Raw genomic sequence first — 17,866 nt, 5'->3', positions numbered from 1 at the left:
AGTACATCCCCATGAACCTCTATGCCTCGCTGCTGCGCACGGGAGTCCCGGCCGCGGTCGGCTGGCTCGTCGCGGTGGCACTCCGCCACGGACTCGATCTCGACGCCACGGCCGTCACGGGAGTCCTGACCCCGGTCGCCACCTTTTCCTACTACGGCGTCTTCCGGTTCGCCGAGGAGCACCTGTCGCCTCGGTTCGGCTGGCTGCTCGGCTACGCCCGTCCCCCGAAGTACGAGAACACGTCGCTCACCCTGCCGCGTACCTGACCCACGATGAGGTGACGTCGAGCAGCCAGAGAGCCCAGCATGGAAGAAGGCCCCCGTCTCGCGACGGGGGCCTTCGACCTCTTGGAGACTCCACCTTATCGCCTCTGTGGAGGGTTCGGACTCTGCTTCCACGTTGGTTACAATCTATATGCAGACGTGACGTGAGCTGGAGGCGATGGAGTGGCAGAGGACAAGGCGCCGGCGGGAAGGAAGCCGTACCTGGCCGGCGGAGCTGAGTTCGCCGCGCTGTACGACGTGAAGCGGCTCCAAGTCAGCCAGTGGATCAGCAGGGACCACACCCTCGACTACCGCTACGCCAAGATCATCAGCGGGTCGCCGTACTGGCTCCTCCAGTTCGTGAAGGGCTTCGGAGAGACGACCCCGCGCCCGAAGCACCTCAATCAGACGGAGCTTGAGCGGCTGACCAAGGAGCAGGACCCGGGCTATTGGGTGCGGGAGGTTGAGCAACTCCCCCCGTTGGTAGGTCAGGCCGAGTTGGTGGCCCTGTTCCGGCTTCCGTCCGGCGCGCTCCTGCGGAAGGCCATGGGTACGGGCCGGTTCCGGCCCGCTGACTACAACCTGTCCGGATCACCGATCTGGCTCTTGGAGCCGGTCGTTGCAGACGCACCCGCGCTACAGGCGGGTGCGCGTGGAGTGGACTGGGTGGTCGATGGGGAAGTCCTGGCTGCCCTGCGTGACGGCAGTTACGACGGGCCCGGATCCAGGATTGTGCCGCGAGGTAAGGCGGCAAACAAGACCGCCGAATAACCCCAGGTCAGAGGCTTGCGCGCCTTGATCTAACCCCTAATTGCATATAGAATGGAAGCGCATCCAGGGGGGTGCGCTTCACTCGTTCAAGGGGGGGGGTCGTGCAGCGATCCAGGGGGCCGCCGAGGGGTCATTGGTGGTGTTGTCGATCGACAATCCCTCTATCCAGAGATAGATTCCAACACTCCAGTGTGTTAGGTCTATCTCTGAGGGGGGAGCCTTGCTGATCGAACAGCCACCGTTGTTCGGCACCATCCAGCCCGTTCGCCACCCCGCCGATGTCGGCAGCCTGACCATCCAGCAGCGATTCGAGGCGTTCCACGCGCTCAACCCCTGGGTTCTCAGGGCGCTGATCCGGATGACCGCCGACTGCGCAGAGAAGGGATTCGGCCGCATCGGCATCGGGATGCTCTTCGAGCTCCTGCGCTACCAGTACGGCGCGGCGACCCGAGGCGACGAGTTCGCGCTGAACAACGACTACCGCTCCCGGTACGTACGGCTCCTGCTGGCCGAACACCCGGAGTGGGCAGCCCTCTTCGAAGTCCGGGCCCTGCGCACGGACTGACCACGACCTCTTGGAGCCAGATCGTGAATGCACCAGCGGGCACCGCGATGCCGCCCGCAGTCCAACTCAAAACACGCAAGCCGACAGGGATCGTCCCCTGGCCCCTCCTCCTCATCGAGGGCGAGGAGGGCGCGGGCAAGACCTACTCAGCCGCACAGTTCTCCAGCAGCGACCGCATCGGCCAGATGTACTGGATCGACCTCGACGAGGGATCGGCCGACGAGTACGCGGCCATCGAGGGCGCCAACTATCTGATCATCGAGCACGACGGCACCTACCGAGACATTCTCGAACAGGTTGAGGCCGTGCACGCCGAGGCCAGGCGCGCGGCGGCAGCCGGAGAGCCCCCGGTCGTCCTGACCATCGACTCGGGATCCGCCCTCTGGCGGATGCTCACCAACTGGACCTACGAACGCGGTCGCCGGACGCGCAAGAACCGCGCCCTGCTCCAGGAGGACCCGGACGCCGCGTTCGACATCGGCCGGAATCTGTGGAACGACGCCACGGAGCGGTGGAACAGGATCATCTACCTGCTGCGCACACTGCCCGGCATTGCCATCGTGCTGGCCCGCGGCAAGCAGGTCAGCGCCACGGACGACAACGGCCAGCCGATCCAGAACAAAAGCGAGTGGAAGGTCTCGGCTCAGAAAGACCTCGGCTTCGACTCGTCGTGCTGGGTGCGCATGAAGCGCAACACCGACCCGCAGGTCATCAAGGTCCGATCACTGCGGATGCGCGTCGAGCGGAACAAACCGCTGCCGCTGCGGGACTTCACCATCGAGGACCTGGTCTTCAACAAACTGGGCTGCTCCGTCGAGTCCCAGCCGCGCATCATGCCCGCGCTCGTCGGCGATCTCGTACAGCCCTGGCTCGCCCGCATCGCCGGCCTGACGGACAAGAAGCTCCTTGAGGCGCTGTGGCGGGCCGTCCCAGATCCGGTGAACCGCCTGAGCCACGACGAGATCCTCACCATCCGGGCCGCCGCCGAGCAGCGCGCCGCCGAACTCGACAGCCCCCGGCGGGAGATGGGGGAGGGCCCACTGTCCGACGCCGACAAGCTCCGTGCCGCCGCCCAGCGCAAGGCCGACGAGCAGGACGCGGACGCCGAGCAGTGACCGCCCACGCTGACCTCTTGGAGAACTCCCCTATGTCCGTAGCCACCGTTGACGGCATCGCACCTTCCATCTGGGATGCCGCACACGACGTGGACGCCCGCCGCCCCCGCTCTCGTCAGACCCAGCTCGGCGCGTCCGACACCGTGTGCGGTCGACGCGCCGCCTACATCCTGCACGGCACCACACCGACCGATCACCCCGACAAGCGTGCGGCGATCCTCGGAACGTTCATTCACCACGGGCTGCTTGAGTCCGCGCGCACGGAGTACAGATGGCTGGTGGAACGCAGCGTCCAGGACAACCTGATCCGGGGGCATGTCGACGTTGTACAGCTCGACGCGGCGACCGCCGCTCGCCTGCCCGCTCGTCACAGGCCAGCGATACCCGCCGACGTCCTCACCGTGGAGGACGTGAAGACCAAGTCCACGTATCTGTGGGACCGCGTTCTTCGCTACGGTGCCACGGCCGCCGAGCTGCGGCAGGTCCAGCTGTACGCGGGCGCGCTGTTCGAGGTCGGGTTCGAGGACGTTCCCGGCCAGCGGTACCTGTCCCGCCTGGGGCCACTGAACATCGGTCGTATTCGCTTCCGGTTCATCAACCGGGACTCCGGCGCGGAGCACGTCCAGGAGATCGACTTCGACCCGCAGCGCGCGGCGGAGGCCCAGTGGTGGGTGGAACGTGTGCGCGAGACTGGCAATCCCGAAGAGATGCCCCGCGACTTCAACGGCCCCGGTCTGGACGCCATCTGCGACTACTGCCCGTTCCGCTCCCTGTGCTGGCCCGGGACAGCTCCGGGCGTGCCCGAGCAGACCGCGCTCATCCGCAGCGACGCCGACCGCGAACAGGCGCTCATCGACTACGTGAAGGGACACGAACTCGCCAGCGAGGGCGACAGGACCAAGAAGTTCGCACGCAAGAAGCTCGACCAGTCCCCGGAGGGGATCTACGGCCCCAACAAGCTGTCCTGGCGCGGAGGCAACGACGAGGAGAAGGACGACGTGGAGGCGATGGTCGACCTGCATGAGGTCGCCGGAATCCCGGTCCCGATGACGCCGGACGTCAACCGCATGGTCAAGAACCTCAAGGACGCAGGACTGGCGATCCCCCGGCGGAAGACCGGCAAGAAGACGCCCGCGGTCATCAACATCGCGCCGGCCTGACCCGACTCGATGAGTCTCAGCCCCGCCCGGGAGCGACCGGGCGGGGCACCCCGTCCTGCCGCCGTGCCTGTACCGCCCAAGGGGAACCGTGTCCATCCAACTGATGATCGCTGCGGCCTACTTGCCGCCTGACGTGCTCAGCCAGAGCCAGAAACTTGCCCTCATGAAGATCGCGGACAGCGCCGACGACGAGACGCGACTCGCGCGCCCCGGCATCACCCGCCTCGCGGCCTGGGTCGGCGTGACCGACAAACGCGCCATCACCATCGTCACGGAGCTGATAGCCAAAGGGCTTGTCGAGCGCGTGGAGGTAGGCAAGGCGGGACGCTCGGCGGTCTACCGGGTCTTCCCCCTCGGGGTACCGCCCACGCCGACCACGCCGGAGCTCAAGGAGCGTCTGGAGGCCCGCAAGGCTGCTCCGAAGAACCCCAACAAAGCCCGCCCCGGAGTCACGCGGTCGGCCCCCGCCAAGCCTGCGATGACCTATCAGGACGTCGAAGACCGCGAGGTTGCTCGCCGAGAGAAGACCGAATCGTCGCAGGTCGAGGCTGGGTTCCACGCGGGGAACCCAGGCGAGGAAGCAGGGTTCCACGGAGGGAACCCAGATGGGGAGGACAGCCGGGTTCCACCGGTGGAACCCGGTGAGTTTCACGGGGGGAACCCACTGGGTTCCAGCGGTGGAACCCCTTCCTTACCTGGTTCTTCCTCTGTCCTTCCTTCCCCCCTTACCCCCACGGCTGACGCCGCAGGGGAGCCCGCGTCCGCTCCGCCAGACGGCTCCGCCGACGAGCGCGGGGAGCCGCGCAGGGGCTGCACGAAGCACCGAGGGCGCCCTGCTGCCTCCTGCCGTGGGTGCGGCACCAACCCGCGGGCAGGCCGCCGGAGGGAACAGGCGGAGGCCAAGGACGAGGAACACCGGGAGCACGGGCGCTTCTGGGATGAGTGGCACGAGGACGCCGCCAGGCGCCGCCAACGGGTCGAGGAGCACCCGGAGGCGACCGAAGAGGCGCGCAGAGCTGCGCGCGAGGCCGTACGAGCACGAAAGGGCGGCAGTCAGCGAAAAACTTAGACACCCGAAAGAAAATTTCACCAGGAATATGGACATCCCTGGCAATGCATATAGAATAGAACCAGAAAGAGGGAGAGAAGCCCCCCTCTTGATCGGAAGGACGACATGAACTACTTGCCCATCCTTCGCCGCTGCCACAGGGGCGCGCTCGTGCTCGACAATGGCGCTGCCGCCCGCGAGCAGATCCACGGCCTCGCTGACCTCTTCCGTCAAGACCCCGAGGGTGTCGGCGGCATGCTCATCCAGATCGCCGACCTGAAGGACCTGGTCGACTGTGAGCGCCACCTCGGCGGGCTCGGGCGCGCCAAGCTGGTGCGAGACGAGATCGTCGGCGAACTCCTCGACGACGTCGGCGGCTCTGAGATCCACCTCGACCACCGCGAGAACCACCGGGCGCTCATGCAGGCCCGCGACCTCGCCCACCAGGCGCTGGACATCGCCGACGTCGCCATCCAGCGCGCCGACGAGCTGGAGGCTTCGACCGCCCTCGCCCGGCAGGCCCGAGAGGAACGGCGCAAGGCCCCCCGCCTGGTGTTCGTCACCCGCCTGTGGTGAGTCCGTCCACGTGCATCAATTTGCCCTGAGATAGATCCCAACTCTGTAGTGTTGACTGGCACACGACCTCTTGGAGAAGGAACTGTGAGCAACGACCTGGCGCCGCTGGCCCCGATGACCGTGCACAACAACACCGAAGACCCGCTCTGGCTGGCCCTGTGGAGCGCGTACGAGCCGGTCATCACCGCGCTGCGCCGCATCCCGCTCGTGACCAACGTCGAGTCCGGGAACATGTTCGCCATCACCGCCGAGCTCACCGACGGCTCGTATCTGTGGATCTCCTCGGTCGAGGACCTGCCCATGGACCCGGCCGCGCTGGAGGGCTTCCAGGTCAAGCGCCTCCACGACGACAACCCGAACATCGACGAGGTGTTCTACGACTCCACCGACAGCGGAGAGCAGTCGGAACACGGCAACAACGCCGTCCCGCTCATCCAGGCCATCACGGCCTTCGTCACAGAGCGGTGCCTCGCGCCACGCGTCATCGACCTGGTCTCCGTCCGGCTTCGGGGCGTGACAGCGCAGCGCCTACCGCTGTCCAAGCTGCTCCACGGCCCTCTCACCGACAACGACGCGGCCATCAAGGAGTACGGCAACGTCGTGCGCGCCATGGCGGAGAAGGGCTGGACGTGCGTCCACGCGCAAGGTGGCACGGACTGGCCGCTCACTGTGTGGGAGCTGAACGACGAGGTCGGCATCCTCTACCTCGCGTCCGCCGGGCAGGTGATCGTCTGATGGCGGACACCGAAGCGGCCCCGCCGAATCCTGCGGAGGAGACCGGCAAGCGTCCCTGCGCTTGCGTCATCGCGCACCCGCAGGGCGACGCCGAACGAGCCCGAGCCCAGGCCGCGTTGGACAACGGACTCGCGACCAACGACGCCCACGGGGTGTTCGTCGCCTGCATGCAGCTCCTTCAGCCCTGCCCGGCTCGCTACGAGGTGGTGGCGCGGTGACCGCGCTGTACGTGCTGTACGCGCTGCTCGTGCTCGCTCTCGGTGTCGGTGCCGGCCTCACCGTGATCGTCATCGAAGAGCTCCGCTGGGAGGCCCGCAGCCGGGTCCCGCGCCGCAAGACCTACGGCGAAGTCCACCACCGCCACGCCGCCCACCGCTGATCGCGCTGCCCGGCCCGACTCCGGGCCGGGCAGCCGCAGACCTCTTGGAGAACACCCCCGTGGGATACGACATCTACATCCAGAACTCCGACGGTAAGCCCGCCGAAGGGGACCAGAACTACTTCCGGTTCGCCTACACCGCGATGCCGCGCACCCTCGACACGATGAACAATTTCGGGATGCTCGTCGAGCCGCCCATACCGTCATACCCCCAGCTGACCGCCTACGGGCTGGCGGGCGTGGATCACCGGCCCGGCATCAAGCACGACGAGAGCACGGCGAACCGCATCGCCGAGTTCCGGACCGCGTACCAGGCCGTTAAGGACGCCTCCGAGACGGTGCCGACCGGCATACCCAGGTACAAGCTCGACTACAACGACGGCTTCCTCGTGACGGTCGCCGAGATCACTGCTGCCCTCACCGCCTATGACGCCCACCCGGGCGTGGCCATCGCCGAGATGCCCGTGGGCGACCCGATGTGGGGGTACTGGATCGCCTTCCTGCGCCGCGCGCAGGCGCACGGCGGCCTCCGCACTTACTGATCTCGGCCGTCGCCCGGCCCCGCGACGCGGGGCCGGGCCCTGAAAGACCTCTTGGAGACCCGACCACCACCATGGCCACCTTTATCGACCTGCTGTGCGGCGCAGGCGGCAGCAGTACCGGGCTCGTCGAAGCCGGGCACGAACTGATCCTGGGCATCAACCACTGGGACTTGGCGATTGAGACGCACGCAGCCAACCACCCCACGTGCGAGCACGCCGTCATGACCCTCACCGACGCCTTCCCGATGCGCATGCTGCCCAAGGCCGATGCCCTGTGGGCGTCTGTCATCTGCACCGAGATCAGCCCTGCGGGCGGGCGGCGCCGGGAGACGAACCAGCTTGACCTGCTTGACCTGTTGGAAGAGGAACGCGGCGACTGGGAGGCCCTTTCGAAGGATGCCTTCGAGGCGACGCGGGTCACCGCCTGGTGCGTCCTGCGTGCCGCTGAGGCGAAGCGGTTCAAGGCGGTCGTTGTTGAGAACGTCGTCGAATTCGGGCTCGACTGGATCCTGTTCGAGAAGTGGCTCGAATCCATGGAGGTGCTCGGATACCGGTACCAGATCGTGTGCGTCAGCAGCGCCCACGTCGGCGACGAGGTCAACCTGCGCGCCCCGCAGTGGCGTGACCGGATGTACGTGGTCTTCACGCTCAAGACCATGCGCAAGCCCGACCTGGAACCCAGGCCGCTCGCTCCCTGCGTCGACTGCGGTGAGGACGTTCATGCGGTCCAGTCGTGGACCAAGACCGAGGGCCTGCGCATCGGGAAGTACCGGCGCGACTACATCTACCGCTGCCCAAACACCCGCTGCCGCCACGCCATGGTCGAGCCGTACGTACGCCCGGCCAGCGACATCATCGACTGGAGCGACCTCGGGAAGCGGATCGGCGACCGCAAGAAGCCCCTCGCCGACACCACCATGGACCGCATCCGCGCGGGCCGCCTCAAGTTCCCCTGGCGTCCCTACTCGATCTCGCTCACCCACGGCAAGGACGGCGGGGACAGAGCGTTCGCTGTCGAGGACCGGCCGCTGCCCGCGCGGACGGTGAAGCAGGGCGACGCGCTTCTGGTGCCGACCGGCGGCTCGTGGAACACCGACGCCGTCCCCCTCGATGTGCCGATGCGTACTCGCACCACCCGCGAGAGCGAAGCCCTGCTGACGATGGACCCGTTCATCATCGAGTACCGCAACCACGCCACCGCCAGCCCCGCGAGCGACCCACTCAGCGTCGTCACCGCCCAGGGCAACCACCACGGCCTCGTCACGCACGCCGGCACAGCCCCCGAGCGTGCGCGGAACACCCTCGTCGTGCCGTACCGCAAGGCCGCGGTGAAGACAGCCGCCGAACCCGTCCACACCCTCTCCACCCGCGACTCAGCTGCCCTGGTGCAAAACGCCCCGGACATCAATGACTGCTACTTCCGCATGCTCAAGCCCCGCGAACAGCTCGAAGGGCAGCGGTTCCCCAAGAAGTACGTCGTCTACGGCAACCAGGCCGAGCAGACCGCGCAGGCAGGCAACGCGGTCTCGGTCAACGTCGCACGGTGGATCGGCCAGCGATTGGAGCCCGTCCTGTGACCGGATCACGAACCCTGATCGGCACCCACGTCACCTCCCACGCCCCGTGCTTCGGCGACGAGGACTTCGCCGTTGCCGACGACAGATGGAAGAACGGCATCGAACTGGTCGCCATCTGCGAACCCGTCCTCTACGTCTGCGGCGGCTGCCCCTACCGGGCCGCCTGCATCCGCCAAGTCGTCCCAGCCAAAAGCCTGTTCACCGGCATCTGCGGCGGCCGGATCTGGCTCAACGGCGTGATCATCCACGAGCTGCCGGACGCCGACCCCAGCGAGTTGCCAGTCCCGGTCATCCGCAAGTCGTGCGGCACGGCCGCCGGATCGCGCGCTCACCGCCGGGCTGTGGAGCAGCAGTGCCCCCGGTGCCTGCCCTACTACCGCCCCGGACCGAACCCACTCGACGCGGAGGAACAGGCCGCGCAGCAGCTCGAACTCCCCGACGCTCCCTGACCAACCGAGAGGAATCGCAGTGAAGCACCTGACCGCAATGTGCACCGGAACGCCGGACGGCTACCGGATTCGAGTTCTGGCCGAGGACCACGACGGCGACTTGGTGGACCTCGTCTTCGACTGGGACAGCTTCCGCCCGGCCAGCGCCGGGCACCGGCTGATCGAGCACGGCTACATGATTCGACCCGACGCCCGAACTCCGGAGGCGGTGAACGGCTGGAGAGAGGTTCCGGGCCAGCCCGGAACCTGGTCCGTGCCGGTCATGCCGACGAACGGGGGCGCCCCAGTGACGCACCCGATGGTCAGCGAGCGCCTCGTCGAGGCGGTCACCCACTGGACGGAAGGGCGCCACGACGAGGCCCAGGAGATCCTGGCGGACCTCGCACGGAACGGGACACCCTCGCTGATGTACGGCGTCGCGACGGGGCTCGCCGTTATGGCGAAGGCAGCCTTGGCGAAGATGCAGGGACTCGATGCCGACACGGCGTCCTGGATCATTCTGACTTCCGACGACAGCCGTCCCGAGGACATCGTCCCGCAGCCGCATCTCTTCGCAGCACGCTTCATCACCGCGTTCGCCAATGGGGACACCGCGACCACGCTTGCCCTCTACGGGGCCGCTTTCACCGCGCCGGACCCCGAACTGTTCTCCCACTGCCTGGAGATGCTGCTGGCAGCGACCGGTGAGGCAGTTCGTGCCGCCACTCCGGGGGCCGATCGATGACCAGCTCTGCCACCTACTCGTCCGACGGGCTGCGCCACGACGTTGCCGACCCGGCGACATGGAGCGTCCGGATCTGCGCGGGGCGATGCGGCACGTGCATCTTCCGGCCGGGCAACCTGATGCGCCTGGAAGAGGGGCGCGTGGCAGAGATGATCGCCAACGCCATCGCCGAGGAGGGGCACATTGTCTGCCACGCCACGCTCGGCACCGATTCCCCCGCCATCTGCGCGGGCTTCGCCGCGCACCGGAACGGCCGTGCAGCTTCCCTTGCCCTGCGCCTGGCCCGAGCCCGCGTCCTTCGTACCGTCTGGGTTCACGTCGACACCAGAAAAGTGGAGTCGTGACCAGTGCGCTCGCCCTGCTCGTCCTCCTCGCGTGGGCAGCGGGAGCCGTGATCCTGGCGGACGCCTTCCGGAGGCTGCTCGCCTACGACCCGACCCTGCGACTTGTGTGCCAACTGCGCCCAGGCGCCGTCGCCTTGTACCTCGCGGTGGTCATCGTCGCGTGGCCGGCGGCGGTGGCGGCGAAGGCCCTGTCGCATCTCGTCGACCGGGGGCGCGGGTGACCCATATCAAGCCCGGACGGATCTTCGCGGCCTGCGACCCGCGGGACAGCATCCGCATACGGATCGAGCAGTACAAGCCGGGGGACATACGCGCCCTGGTCGCAGACGCCGCGACCGGCCGCAGACGCCGCCTCATGCTGATCTCCGCCTTGCACGCGTCGGCCTTCACCAACGCCGGCGTGCCCCGCCGGAGCGGATACGCCCCCGACGCAACGGAGTTGGCAACGCCCACAGCAGTTCCCCCGGTCGGAGTTCTGGGTGAGGAGGAACCGGACTGGTTCGAGGGGATGCCCGGCCGCCAGTTCAGGGTCGCGCTACCGCCCCGGTTGACGCTCCTGAACGCCAACCAGCGGCTCCACCACCACAAGCGCGCGGAGATCACCAGGGTGCTGCGACGCGCGGCCTGGGCCGCCTCACGCGCAGTGCCGCACCTGGAACGGGTCCACGTCATCGGCGTTCTGCACCCCGAGGACAGGCAGAGGAGAGACCCGGCCAACTGGTATCCCAGCTTCAAGGCGTGCATCGACGGGCTGGTGGACCAAGGCGTCCTGGACGACGACGACCACACGCGCGTCGTCGGCCCGGACATGCGCATGGGGCACGTGGTCGAGGGCGCGCGGCTAGTCCTCCACATACGCGACCTCACCCCTGCGGACTTGGCTGCTGACCTGCGGAAATAAAGTCCTCCGGTGATCAAGAAAATCTGCCGGAAATCTTGCCTCCCTACCAAATGCATATAGAATAGAACTAGAAGGAAGGGGGGGCGGCCCCCTTCTTGAACCGTCAGGAGAGACCGTGACAGACCCCTTCAGTCCCGAGGGCATCCGCCAGCGCCTGAGTGCCGAGCAGATCAGCCCCGCCCAGGCGGACCGGCTGGCCGAAGCCATCGTGGAATCCCTCCAGCGGACCTGCAAGGAGTGGTTCCCCGGCACCGACTACGGCAACTGGCGGCAGATGCTCCCCGAACCGCTGCTCGACGTCCTGGTCCAACTCCTCACTTGGGACAAGGACGGTCGAATCGTGGCCGACTACAGGCCCACCGCCGCAGCTACCTGCATCTTCCTGGATCTGCAGAACCGTCCCATCCCCGTCGGCTGACGCCGTCGGCGACTCCGTCCGGCGACCGGTGACCACCGCATCCCGGCCGCCGGGCGGCCTTATGTCAAGGAGGCACGTGAAGTGCAAGATCCCTGCCCGCTCGCGGACCGGCGGGTGTGTGAGGCCACCCGCAACCTCGCCCGCGCCGTACTGAGGCGCATGGCCGTGACGGCGGTGGCGATCGAGCCGCGCATCAGGACTCTCGTCGCCACCCGCGACGACCCCGGCTATGCCCTATGGAGTCTGCACGGCGACGACGGACGACTCCTTCTCCGGTTCGACCTGCAAAAGCAGCCGGACCCGATCTGGGTCAAGCTCACCGCCGATCTGTGCTTCCTCGCTCGGCTCGCGGACCTGCGCACGCACCCGCCCGGCTACTACTTCGTCCACCCGCTGACCGACGAGCGCGACATCGCCATCCCTCTCCCCGCCAACCCTCGCGGCCTCCCTCCTCGCGAGATCGGTCACCTTCGGTGGTAGCCGTCGGTGAGGGTGACCGCCCCGTTGGCGGAGTGGCGCTCGTGGTCGACATCAGTCAGGGCTGACCCCCTCCGCGCTCGCTCGCGGCAGGGCCGCAGTATCCCCTGAATGCATATAGAAAAGAAGCATTCGGGGTCCCGTTCATCCTCAACCGGAGGCATCCGTGCCCGCTCGCCCCTCGGTACCGGTCATCAACACGCCGGACCACCACTTCGCTGCGATGTTCCTCATCCTTCTCGCCCGCGCGCCCGACACCGCCACACTCCGCGCCGCCACGCGCCTCGCCGACAGCGCAGCCGTCGCCGCCTGGGCGCTGCGCCCCGACGACCTCGAACCCCTCACCGTCGAGCAGTACCGGGAGTTGCTCGCCTACGCCGCCGCTCCCGAAGTCCTCGACCTGGCCCTCTACCTGCGCGGCGACAGGAAGCACATCCGCACGCTCATGGACCACATCGGCCGAGAGATCGCGGAACTCCTCACTCACTACTCCGCGCCGGACCCCCAGGTCTGACGCCCGCCCCTGAACACCAAAGGAGAGCTATGCCCAGTCCACCCGCACGGCAGTGGTGGGTCATCTACCAGGAGCCGAACCCTGCACAGATAGAAGTCGTTGCCGTCGAAACCCCTCCCGAGGACGACGCCGCCCATGACAAACGGTGCGCCGAACTGGAGGCATCCGGCCAGGCCGCCTACGTCATCACCGCACCCGACAAGGACGTGGCGGGCGACGTCGCCCTGCGGATCTGGTCGGAAGAGCTCGTCAACAGCCCGACACGTCTGGCGGCGGCCAACGCCTACCTCGCCACCCTCAACCAGTCCACCGACTAGACCTCTGGAGACCACATGAGCCCGACCGTCTTGCACACCCTGTCCCTCCGCGTCGCCGAAGAACTGGGTGTTCACCCGGACGCCGCCGTTCGCGCACTGCGCGCCGCCCTCGGCCTCTTCCGCGCCCAGGCCCACCACCCCGCGATCGTCAACGCCGGCATCACACCGGCCGAATACCTCGCCCTCGCGCTGAAGAGCGACCGATTCAAGGCCCTGCTCATCGCCGCCACCCTGACGGCCGCTGGCCGGGACGCCGACGCACGCCTCACCTGGACTGCCTATCTCGACCGGGAGATGGAGACCACCAGGCTCGCCCATCAGGCCGTACCGGCGAACGCCATCCTCGGCGACCCGGACGCCATCCACCGCGTCGGCCGCCAACTCGGCCTCACCGACGAGCACACCGACCGGCTCATACCCGGGCTGGTCTTCACCATCGCGACCGGCTACCCCTACCGCTCCGCAGACATGCGGCACCTCAGTCTCACCGACGTCCTCGCGCAGCTCACCGCAGAGGACCTGACCGAGCTGCTCCACCACGCCGCGCTCGTCGACGCCGGACGCGCCGAGGAAGCCGCCATCCTGCTCCGCCGTATCCAGCACGCCCCCTGACGGCGACGCGTGTCGGCCAGCACCCCCGCGGGCCGACACGCGACGCCGCGCGCAGACCTACGAGCCAGGAGGACCAGCATGAGCCAACTCGATCTGTTCGCCGACCCCGACGAGCCCGACCAGCCACCCGCGCCGCCCACCCCTGCCGCCCCGACCCGCAAGTACCTCACCAATCTGCCGCCGGCCCCCGCGCCCGTAACCATCCCCGCCGCCATGCCTCGCCCTTCGCTCGCGGTCGTCAAGCCCAAGCTGGGTCACTACCGCCCGGCGCAGAGCAACCCGCACGCGCACGCATTCGAGATCGCGGAAGCCGTCAGCTACGCCTGGCACCACGCGCACGGGGGGAGCAGCATCGAAATTCCCATCGGCACGGTTGCCGCGCTCGCCCTGTGGCCCCTGCGCGGCCCGGACGCCCACCTTGCCGCCGACTGGTGGCTCAGCCTCGACGACACCGAGCTGCTGGCCGCCTTCCGCGAGTGCTGGGCCCGCGTGTGGATCACGCGACCCGACCTCATCGACCGAGCCACACCTCTCCACAAGTGGGTCGACGACGAGAAGCCCGATGTTCGGCGAGCCGCTGCCGTACGAGCCGTCGTCGAGGCCGCGCTCACCAACGGGCTCCTGCACCTGACCGCAAGCGATGACCCCGATCTCCGCTCCACCACCGACGTGATCGGAACCCTGCTTGCCGTCATGCGCTCCGAAGGCGCTCACGATGCACTCGCGGAGATACACACGCCGCCAGATGTCGCCTACCTGATGGCCAGGATGCTGCTCGACGACATGCGGCTTGAGCCCGGCATGAAGTTCGACGAGCCCGCGGGCGGGACCGGTGGCATGTACCGCGCCGCCGTACAGGTCATGCGCGAACGCGGCATCGACCCGCACCAGTTCGGATGGTCGCTGACGGACATCGACCCCCTCGCGGCGGCGGGCGCCGCCGTCAACGCGATCCTCTGGGACCTCGGCCCGCACGTGCTCATCGGGTGCGGCGACACCCTGCACGAAGGCAACGTGCCCGCCAGGGCTGCCCGGGAGGCACTGGAGTCCCTGGAGCGGCGCGATCGACTGCACTCGCAGGCCGTCTTCCTCGCGGCCATCCAGAAGGTCGAAGCTCTGATACGCGATGTAGCGGCCTGACCTGCGGAAATTGCCTTATCCGATCTTGAACTCTCCCCTTAATGCATATAGAATAGAACTAAAGGGGAGGGGAGTCATGGAAGAGCCACCGTTCACATTCCCGTACTGCCGAAGCCACGACGTCCGGTGCCAGAAACCGGGCTGCGACGCCTGTGCATGCGACCACTGCTTCGACTGCGGAGCCTGCCCCACCGAGGTATGCGACCACGACGCCTAGCAGTCGGCCCACCAGGACTTCCACAACACATCACGACTGGAGCGCAGATGACCTACAAAAGGGGCGACCGCATCGCCCTCGTACACACCACCGACTCGCACACTGAACTCAAGCCCGGCGATGAAGGCACCGTCCACCGGTTCGACGCCAACCTCTCCATCCTCTCCGTGAGCTGGGACAGCGGCTCCACCCTCTCGATGCTCCTCGACGACGGCGACGAAGTACGCCCCGCATAGCCATACCGGGCCCGCCCCCGCGGGGGCGGGCCCGCCGCTTCACCCGCAGACCTCTTGGAGAACCACACATGCTCATCACCGACGCCGCAGTTCGAGAAGCCGCGGCCCACCTCGCCCAAAGCCTCGGCGGAGAGTGGGCGATCGACGCCGAAGCGCCCGCCGACGGCGCAGCCCACCTCCTCTGCAGCGACGGACGAGGCATCAGCTTCCGCCCCATCTTCGGCGGAACCACTGTCCAACTTTGGATCACCGGCAGCGCCGCACCCCCGCCCCCCGACAGCGCCACCCTGGCCGACCACGCCCTCTATGAAGCGCAAGTCACTGCACGCCTCCCTGAAGGTCACCGCTACAACAAGGCGACCACCCTCGTCACCGAAGCCGACGAAGATCCGGAACTCATCATCCTGCGCATCCTCGAAGACGATCTCCTCCCCGCCTTCGACTACAAACCCCGCTACGTCGGCCACCGGCCATGGATAGCCCTTTTCGATAACGCCCTTGCCGCCGTAGCCGCCGAACGGGAAGCCCCGCTGGCCCTTGATGGCCACGACCAGGACCTCGAGGAATCTGCGCCGCAGGAGCTGGATGCCGCCCCCGAGGAGCCGCCGAGCCCCGAGGCGGTCTCCGACATCGAAGTCGCCCCGGAACCGACACGCGAAGGCGCTGACATCGGCATGGAAGATCAGCCCGCCCCCGAGCCGAGTCCCGCCCTCGGTCGGCGCCCCCGCAGGCGAAGCCCGAAGCGCCCGGCAACAGCCACGGCCACCGAACCTGAGTCCTGAACCGGCTGAGGGGCGCGGACAACTTCCGCGCCCCTCCGGAGCGCCAAGAAGTAGGGCATGTTGCCCACTAGGCTCTCGCCATGGCAACGGACTGGCTCGTCGACGAGCTGCTGTTCTGGGCGTTGGAGTCGAGCGAAGGTGACACCACGTACTGGATGAGGATCCAATCGTGGGTGCCTTCGACTCTTGATGCTTCGGAGGACGCCGGCCAACGGGCTGTCTCCATCCTGATGGGGCAGGAGCTGGTTGTCGGGAAGCGGGCGATTACCCACGAGGTCGTGGAATTTGCACTGACCCCTGTCGGGGTACGGGAAGCGGGACGCCGATTCGAAGCGGTCCGCAGTCGCCGGGAGCGATTGGCATACGCCGAGAACGCCATCCTGGCCTGGGTGTTCGAGACGGTCTTGCCCAGTCGTCCGGTGGAACTCATCGACTTCATCGGCTCCCCGGCGGGCTACTTCTACGCCAGCAAGCTCACCGCAGAGGAAGTTACCGAGGCCGCGACCAGCTTGGTCGAGCTGAAGATGCTCACCACCACCGGCGGGCCGCTCACCGGAGTCTGGCTGGCGCCGGAAGGCCGCGCCTGCGTGATGTCCGGCCAGCCCGTGCGGGAGTACATGCGTCCCCAGGGCACTCAGCTGATCCAGAACATCCACTCTGGCGGAGTCGGAGCCCAGGGCCTCGACGTCCACCAGCACTCAGGGGACCAAGGAGCAGGGGCATCGTGACGACCGAGATCTACGCGTACCGGCTTCTAGTCTGGCTCGCTGACCACACCGGTCGGGACACCTACCAGGTGGTCAACATTGTCGAATTCGCTGCTGTGGAGAATCTGCCCGTGGCGCAAGAAGAGCGAGCCGCTCGACTCTTGGAGGGCGCTGCGCAGCTCCTCGAAGCCCGTGGTTACGTCACGCTGTATGTAGCTTCCGGCCCCACCATCGATGCCCGGCTGACCGCGGAGGGAGTGTCGGAGGCGGAGCGGATTGTTGCGGAGCGCGCCGATCCCGTGGCCCGGCTCGACCACGCACTCGGCGGGTTGGTGAAGACGGCGTATGCCGACCCGGCCGACGGACTCCGGCTGGGCCTTTTCGTTGCCACCGCAATGTTCCTGGGCGAGCACTTGAAGATCGACGAGGTCTTGCGCGCAGCCCGCTACCTGCACGACCACGGTTTGGCAGTGATCGGTTCGGGTGCCGGCGGCCAGCCGGAGACGTTGACCCTGACATCGCGCGGTATCGACTGTGCGCTGGCTGGTACGAAAGTGAGGAAGTTCGTGAGTGATCAAAATACGTCGGCGACAGGGCCGACCTTCAACCAGTACATCTCGGCAGGCGGGGCTGGGGCTCAGGGGATGAGCGTCACCCAGAATGTGGGTGTCCAACCCGCACAACTGGCCGACCTGGTCCGTCAGCTCCGGGACGTAGCTCCTCGGCTTGAGTTGGCTCAGCCGGCGCGGGATGAGTTCCTGCAAGATGTCGAGGTCTTGGAAGACTCGGACCAGGATCCGCAGGAACGGCTCAGCGCCGGACAGCGCATCAAGGCTGCGCTCATCCAGGGCGGCACTGCCGTCGGAGTCGAGGCGATCCTCGCCGGGCTGACGAACATCGCAGGGATGATCAGCGGCTGACAATCCGACGCTGTTGCGGAGGGCTGGGAGAGATAGGCTGAAGCCGGACGTGCTGGCCTGCGAAAACGGCCGTGAGGCTCCGCCCCGACTCAGGGGCGGAGCCTCTGCGCGTTGGAAGGGAAATCCGCTGTGCGAGGGTTCTATCCCCTTGGCTGAACTGGGCGGACGCAGCTGCTGCTGTGCTAAGCGTCCAACTCATCAACCCCCAGGGGCCATTGAGGGGCCACAAGGACAGGAACAGACCGACAAGCACTGCACAGGTCTGACACTGATCAGCACGCCTGACCTGCAAGAACGGCGTGAATCGGCAATGATCGGCAAGGGCCGCCAAGATCCTCAAAGGACTCATAATCCGTCGGCCGTGGGTTCGAGTCCCA

27 protein-coding genes are annotated in these 17,866 nt (G+C 67.3%); all 27 read left to right on the top strand.

Annotated features, from left to right (window positions below; translation table 11 throughout):
- Positions 1-11 precede the first annotated feature (11 nt).
- On the top strand, positions 12-266 hold the full coding sequence (locus OG352_RS13590) for a hypothetical protein (protein WP_329217000.1): 255 nt from the start codon (positions 12-14) through the stop codon (positions 264-266).
- Positions 267-446: 180 nt separating this feature from the next.
- Positions 447-1,034: a hypothetical protein gene (locus tag OG352_RS13585; RefSeq protein ID WP_329216999.1), complete on the top strand. Its 588-nt coding sequence runs from the start codon at positions 447-449 to the stop codon at positions 1,032-1,034.
- A 220-nt stretch (positions 1,035-1,254) separates the two neighbouring features.
- Positions 1,255-1,599 carry a hypothetical protein gene (locus OG352_RS13580; RefSeq protein ID WP_232838217.1) on the top strand — a complete coding sequence of 115 codons (345 nt, stop codon included), beginning with the start codon at positions 1,255-1,257 and terminating at the stop codon, positions 1,597-1,599.
- 23 nt (positions 1,600-1,622) lie between these two features.
- The gene (locus OG352_RS13575; protein ID WP_329216997.1) at positions 1,623-2,714 is read left to right on the top strand and encodes an AAA family ATPase; all 1,092 of its coding nucleotides are present in this window, start codon (positions 1,623-1,625) and stop codon (positions 2,712-2,714) included.
- 17 nt (positions 2,715-2,731) lie between these two features.
- Complete coding sequence (locus OG352_RS13570) at positions 2,732-3,874, top strand: PD-(D/E)XK nuclease family protein (protein WP_329216996.1); 1,143 nt, start codon at positions 2,732-2,734, stop codon at positions 3,872-3,874.
- An 88-nt stretch (positions 3,875-3,962) separates the two neighbouring features.
- Entirely contained in the window at positions 3,963-4,943 is a 981-nt protein-coding gene (locus OG352_RS13565) for a helix-turn-helix domain-containing protein (RefSeq protein WP_329216995.1), read from the top strand.
- Between the two features lie 105 nt (positions 4,944-5,048).
- On the top strand, positions 5,049-5,498 hold the full coding sequence (locus tag OG352_RS13560; RefSeq protein ID WP_329216994.1) for a hypothetical protein: 450 nt from the start codon (positions 5,049-5,051) through the stop codon (positions 5,496-5,498).
- An 84-nt stretch (positions 5,499-5,582) separates the two neighbouring features.
- Positions 5,583-6,233: a hypothetical protein gene (locus tag OG352_RS13555; RefSeq protein WP_329216993.1), complete on the top strand. Its 651-nt coding sequence runs from the start codon at positions 5,583-5,585 to the stop codon at positions 6,231-6,233.
- Entirely contained in the window at positions 6,233-6,451 is a 219-nt protein-coding gene (locus tag OG352_RS13550) for a hypothetical protein (RefSeq protein WP_329216992.1), read from the top strand. Before OG352_RS13555 ends, OG352_RS13550 begins: the two co-directional genes overlap by 1 nt.
- A complete protein-coding gene (locus OG352_RS13545) occupies positions 6,448-6,612 on the top strand; it encodes a hypothetical protein (RefSeq protein WP_329216991.1) in 165 nt (54 codons plus the stop codon). Before OG352_RS13550 ends, OG352_RS13545 begins: the two co-directional genes overlap by 4 nt.
- Positions 6,613-6,671: 59 nt before the next feature.
- Complete coding sequence (locus OG352_RS13540; protein ID WP_329216990.1) at positions 6,672-7,154, top strand: hypothetical protein; 483 nt, start codon at positions 6,672-6,674, stop codon at positions 7,152-7,154.
- 71 nt (positions 7,155-7,225) lie between these two features.
- A complete protein-coding gene (locus OG352_RS13535) occupies positions 7,226-8,731 on the top strand; it encodes a DNA cytosine methyltransferase (protein WP_329216989.1) in 1,506 nt (501 codons plus the stop codon).
- Positions 8,728-9,180: a hypothetical protein gene (locus tag OG352_RS13530; protein ID WP_329216988.1), complete on the top strand. Its 453-nt coding sequence runs from the start codon at positions 8,728-8,730 to the stop codon at positions 9,178-9,180. Before OG352_RS13535 ends, OG352_RS13530 begins: the two co-directional genes overlap by 4 nt.
- A gap of 19 nt (positions 9,181-9,199) precedes the next feature.
- Positions 9,200-9,904, top strand: a complete 705-nt coding sequence (locus OG352_RS13525; RefSeq protein WP_329216987.1) for a hypothetical protein — start codon at positions 9,200-9,202, stop codon at positions 9,902-9,904.
- Positions 9,901-10,248, top strand: coding sequence for a hypothetical protein (locus tag OG352_RS13520; RefSeq protein ID WP_329216986.1), 348 nt, complete (start codon positions 9,901-9,903; stop codon positions 10,246-10,248). The genes OG352_RS13525 and OG352_RS13520 overlap by 4 nt, the downstream gene beginning before the upstream one ends.
- Positions 10,245-10,469: a hypothetical protein gene (locus tag OG352_RS13515; protein WP_329216985.1), complete on the top strand. Its 225-nt coding sequence runs from the start codon at positions 10,245-10,247 to the stop codon at positions 10,467-10,469. The genes OG352_RS13520 and OG352_RS13515 overlap by 4 nt, the downstream gene beginning before the upstream one ends.
- A complete protein-coding gene (locus tag OG352_RS13510; protein WP_329216984.1) occupies positions 10,466-11,149 on the top strand; it encodes a hypothetical protein in 684 nt (227 codons plus the stop codon). Before OG352_RS13515 ends, OG352_RS13510 begins: the two co-directional genes overlap by 4 nt.
- Before the next feature lie 115 nt (positions 11,150-11,264).
- The gene (locus OG352_RS13505) at positions 11,265-11,567 is read left to right on the top strand and encodes a hypothetical protein (protein WP_329216983.1); all 303 of its coding nucleotides are present in this window, start codon (positions 11,265-11,267) and stop codon (positions 11,565-11,567) included.
- An 81-nt stretch (positions 11,568-11,648) separates the two neighbouring features.
- Entirely contained in the window at positions 11,649-12,047 is a 399-nt protein-coding gene (locus OG352_RS13500) for a hypothetical protein (protein WP_329216982.1), read from the top strand.
- A gap of 163 nt (positions 12,048-12,210) precedes the next feature.
- The gene (locus OG352_RS13495; protein ID WP_329216981.1) at positions 12,211-12,558 is read left to right on the top strand and encodes a hypothetical protein; all 348 of its coding nucleotides are present in this window, start codon (positions 12,211-12,213) and stop codon (positions 12,556-12,558) included.
- Between the two features lie 29 nt (positions 12,559-12,587).
- Complete coding sequence (locus OG352_RS13490) at positions 12,588-12,875, top strand: hypothetical protein (protein WP_329216980.1); 288 nt, start codon at positions 12,588-12,590, stop codon at positions 12,873-12,875.
- A 15-nt stretch (positions 12,876-12,890) separates the two neighbouring features.
- Complete coding sequence (locus OG352_RS13485; RefSeq protein WP_329216979.1) at positions 12,891-13,487, top strand: hypothetical protein; 597 nt, start codon at positions 12,891-12,893, stop codon at positions 13,485-13,487.
- A 78-nt stretch (positions 13,488-13,565) separates the two neighbouring features.
- Positions 13,566-14,627 carry a hypothetical protein gene (locus OG352_RS13480; protein ID WP_329216978.1) on the top strand — a complete coding sequence of 354 codons (1,062 nt, stop codon included), beginning with the start codon at positions 13,566-13,568 and terminating at the stop codon, positions 14,625-14,627.
- A 264-nt stretch (positions 14,628-14,891) separates the two neighbouring features.
- Entirely contained in the window at positions 14,892-15,080 is a 189-nt protein-coding gene (locus OG352_RS13475) for a DUF4314 domain-containing protein (RefSeq protein WP_329216976.1), read from the top strand.
- A gap of 68 nt (positions 15,081-15,148) precedes the next feature.
- Positions 15,149-15,862, top strand: coding sequence for a hypothetical protein (locus tag OG352_RS13470; protein ID WP_329216975.1), 714 nt, complete (start codon positions 15,149-15,151; stop codon positions 15,860-15,862).
- 80 nt (positions 15,863-15,942) lie between these two features.
- Positions 15,943-16,590 (top strand): hypothetical protein, encoded by a 648-nt coding sequence (locus tag OG352_RS13465; protein WP_329216974.1) that lies wholly within the window; start codon positions 15,943-15,945, stop codon positions 16,588-16,590.
- Positions 16,587-17,489, top strand: coding sequence for a hypothetical protein (locus tag OG352_RS13460; protein ID WP_329216972.1), 903 nt, complete (start codon positions 16,587-16,589; stop codon positions 17,487-17,489). Before OG352_RS13465 ends, OG352_RS13460 begins: the two co-directional genes overlap by 4 nt.
- The last annotated feature ends 377 nt before the right edge of the window (positions 17,490-17,866 follow it).

Origin of the sequence: Streptomyces sp. NBC_01485 (assembly GCF_036227125.1) — a bacterium.
GTDB lineage: Bacteria > Actinomycetota > Actinomycetes > Streptomycetales > Streptomycetaceae > Streptomyces.
This window is presented reverse-complemented; position numbering and strand designations above follow the sequence as displayed.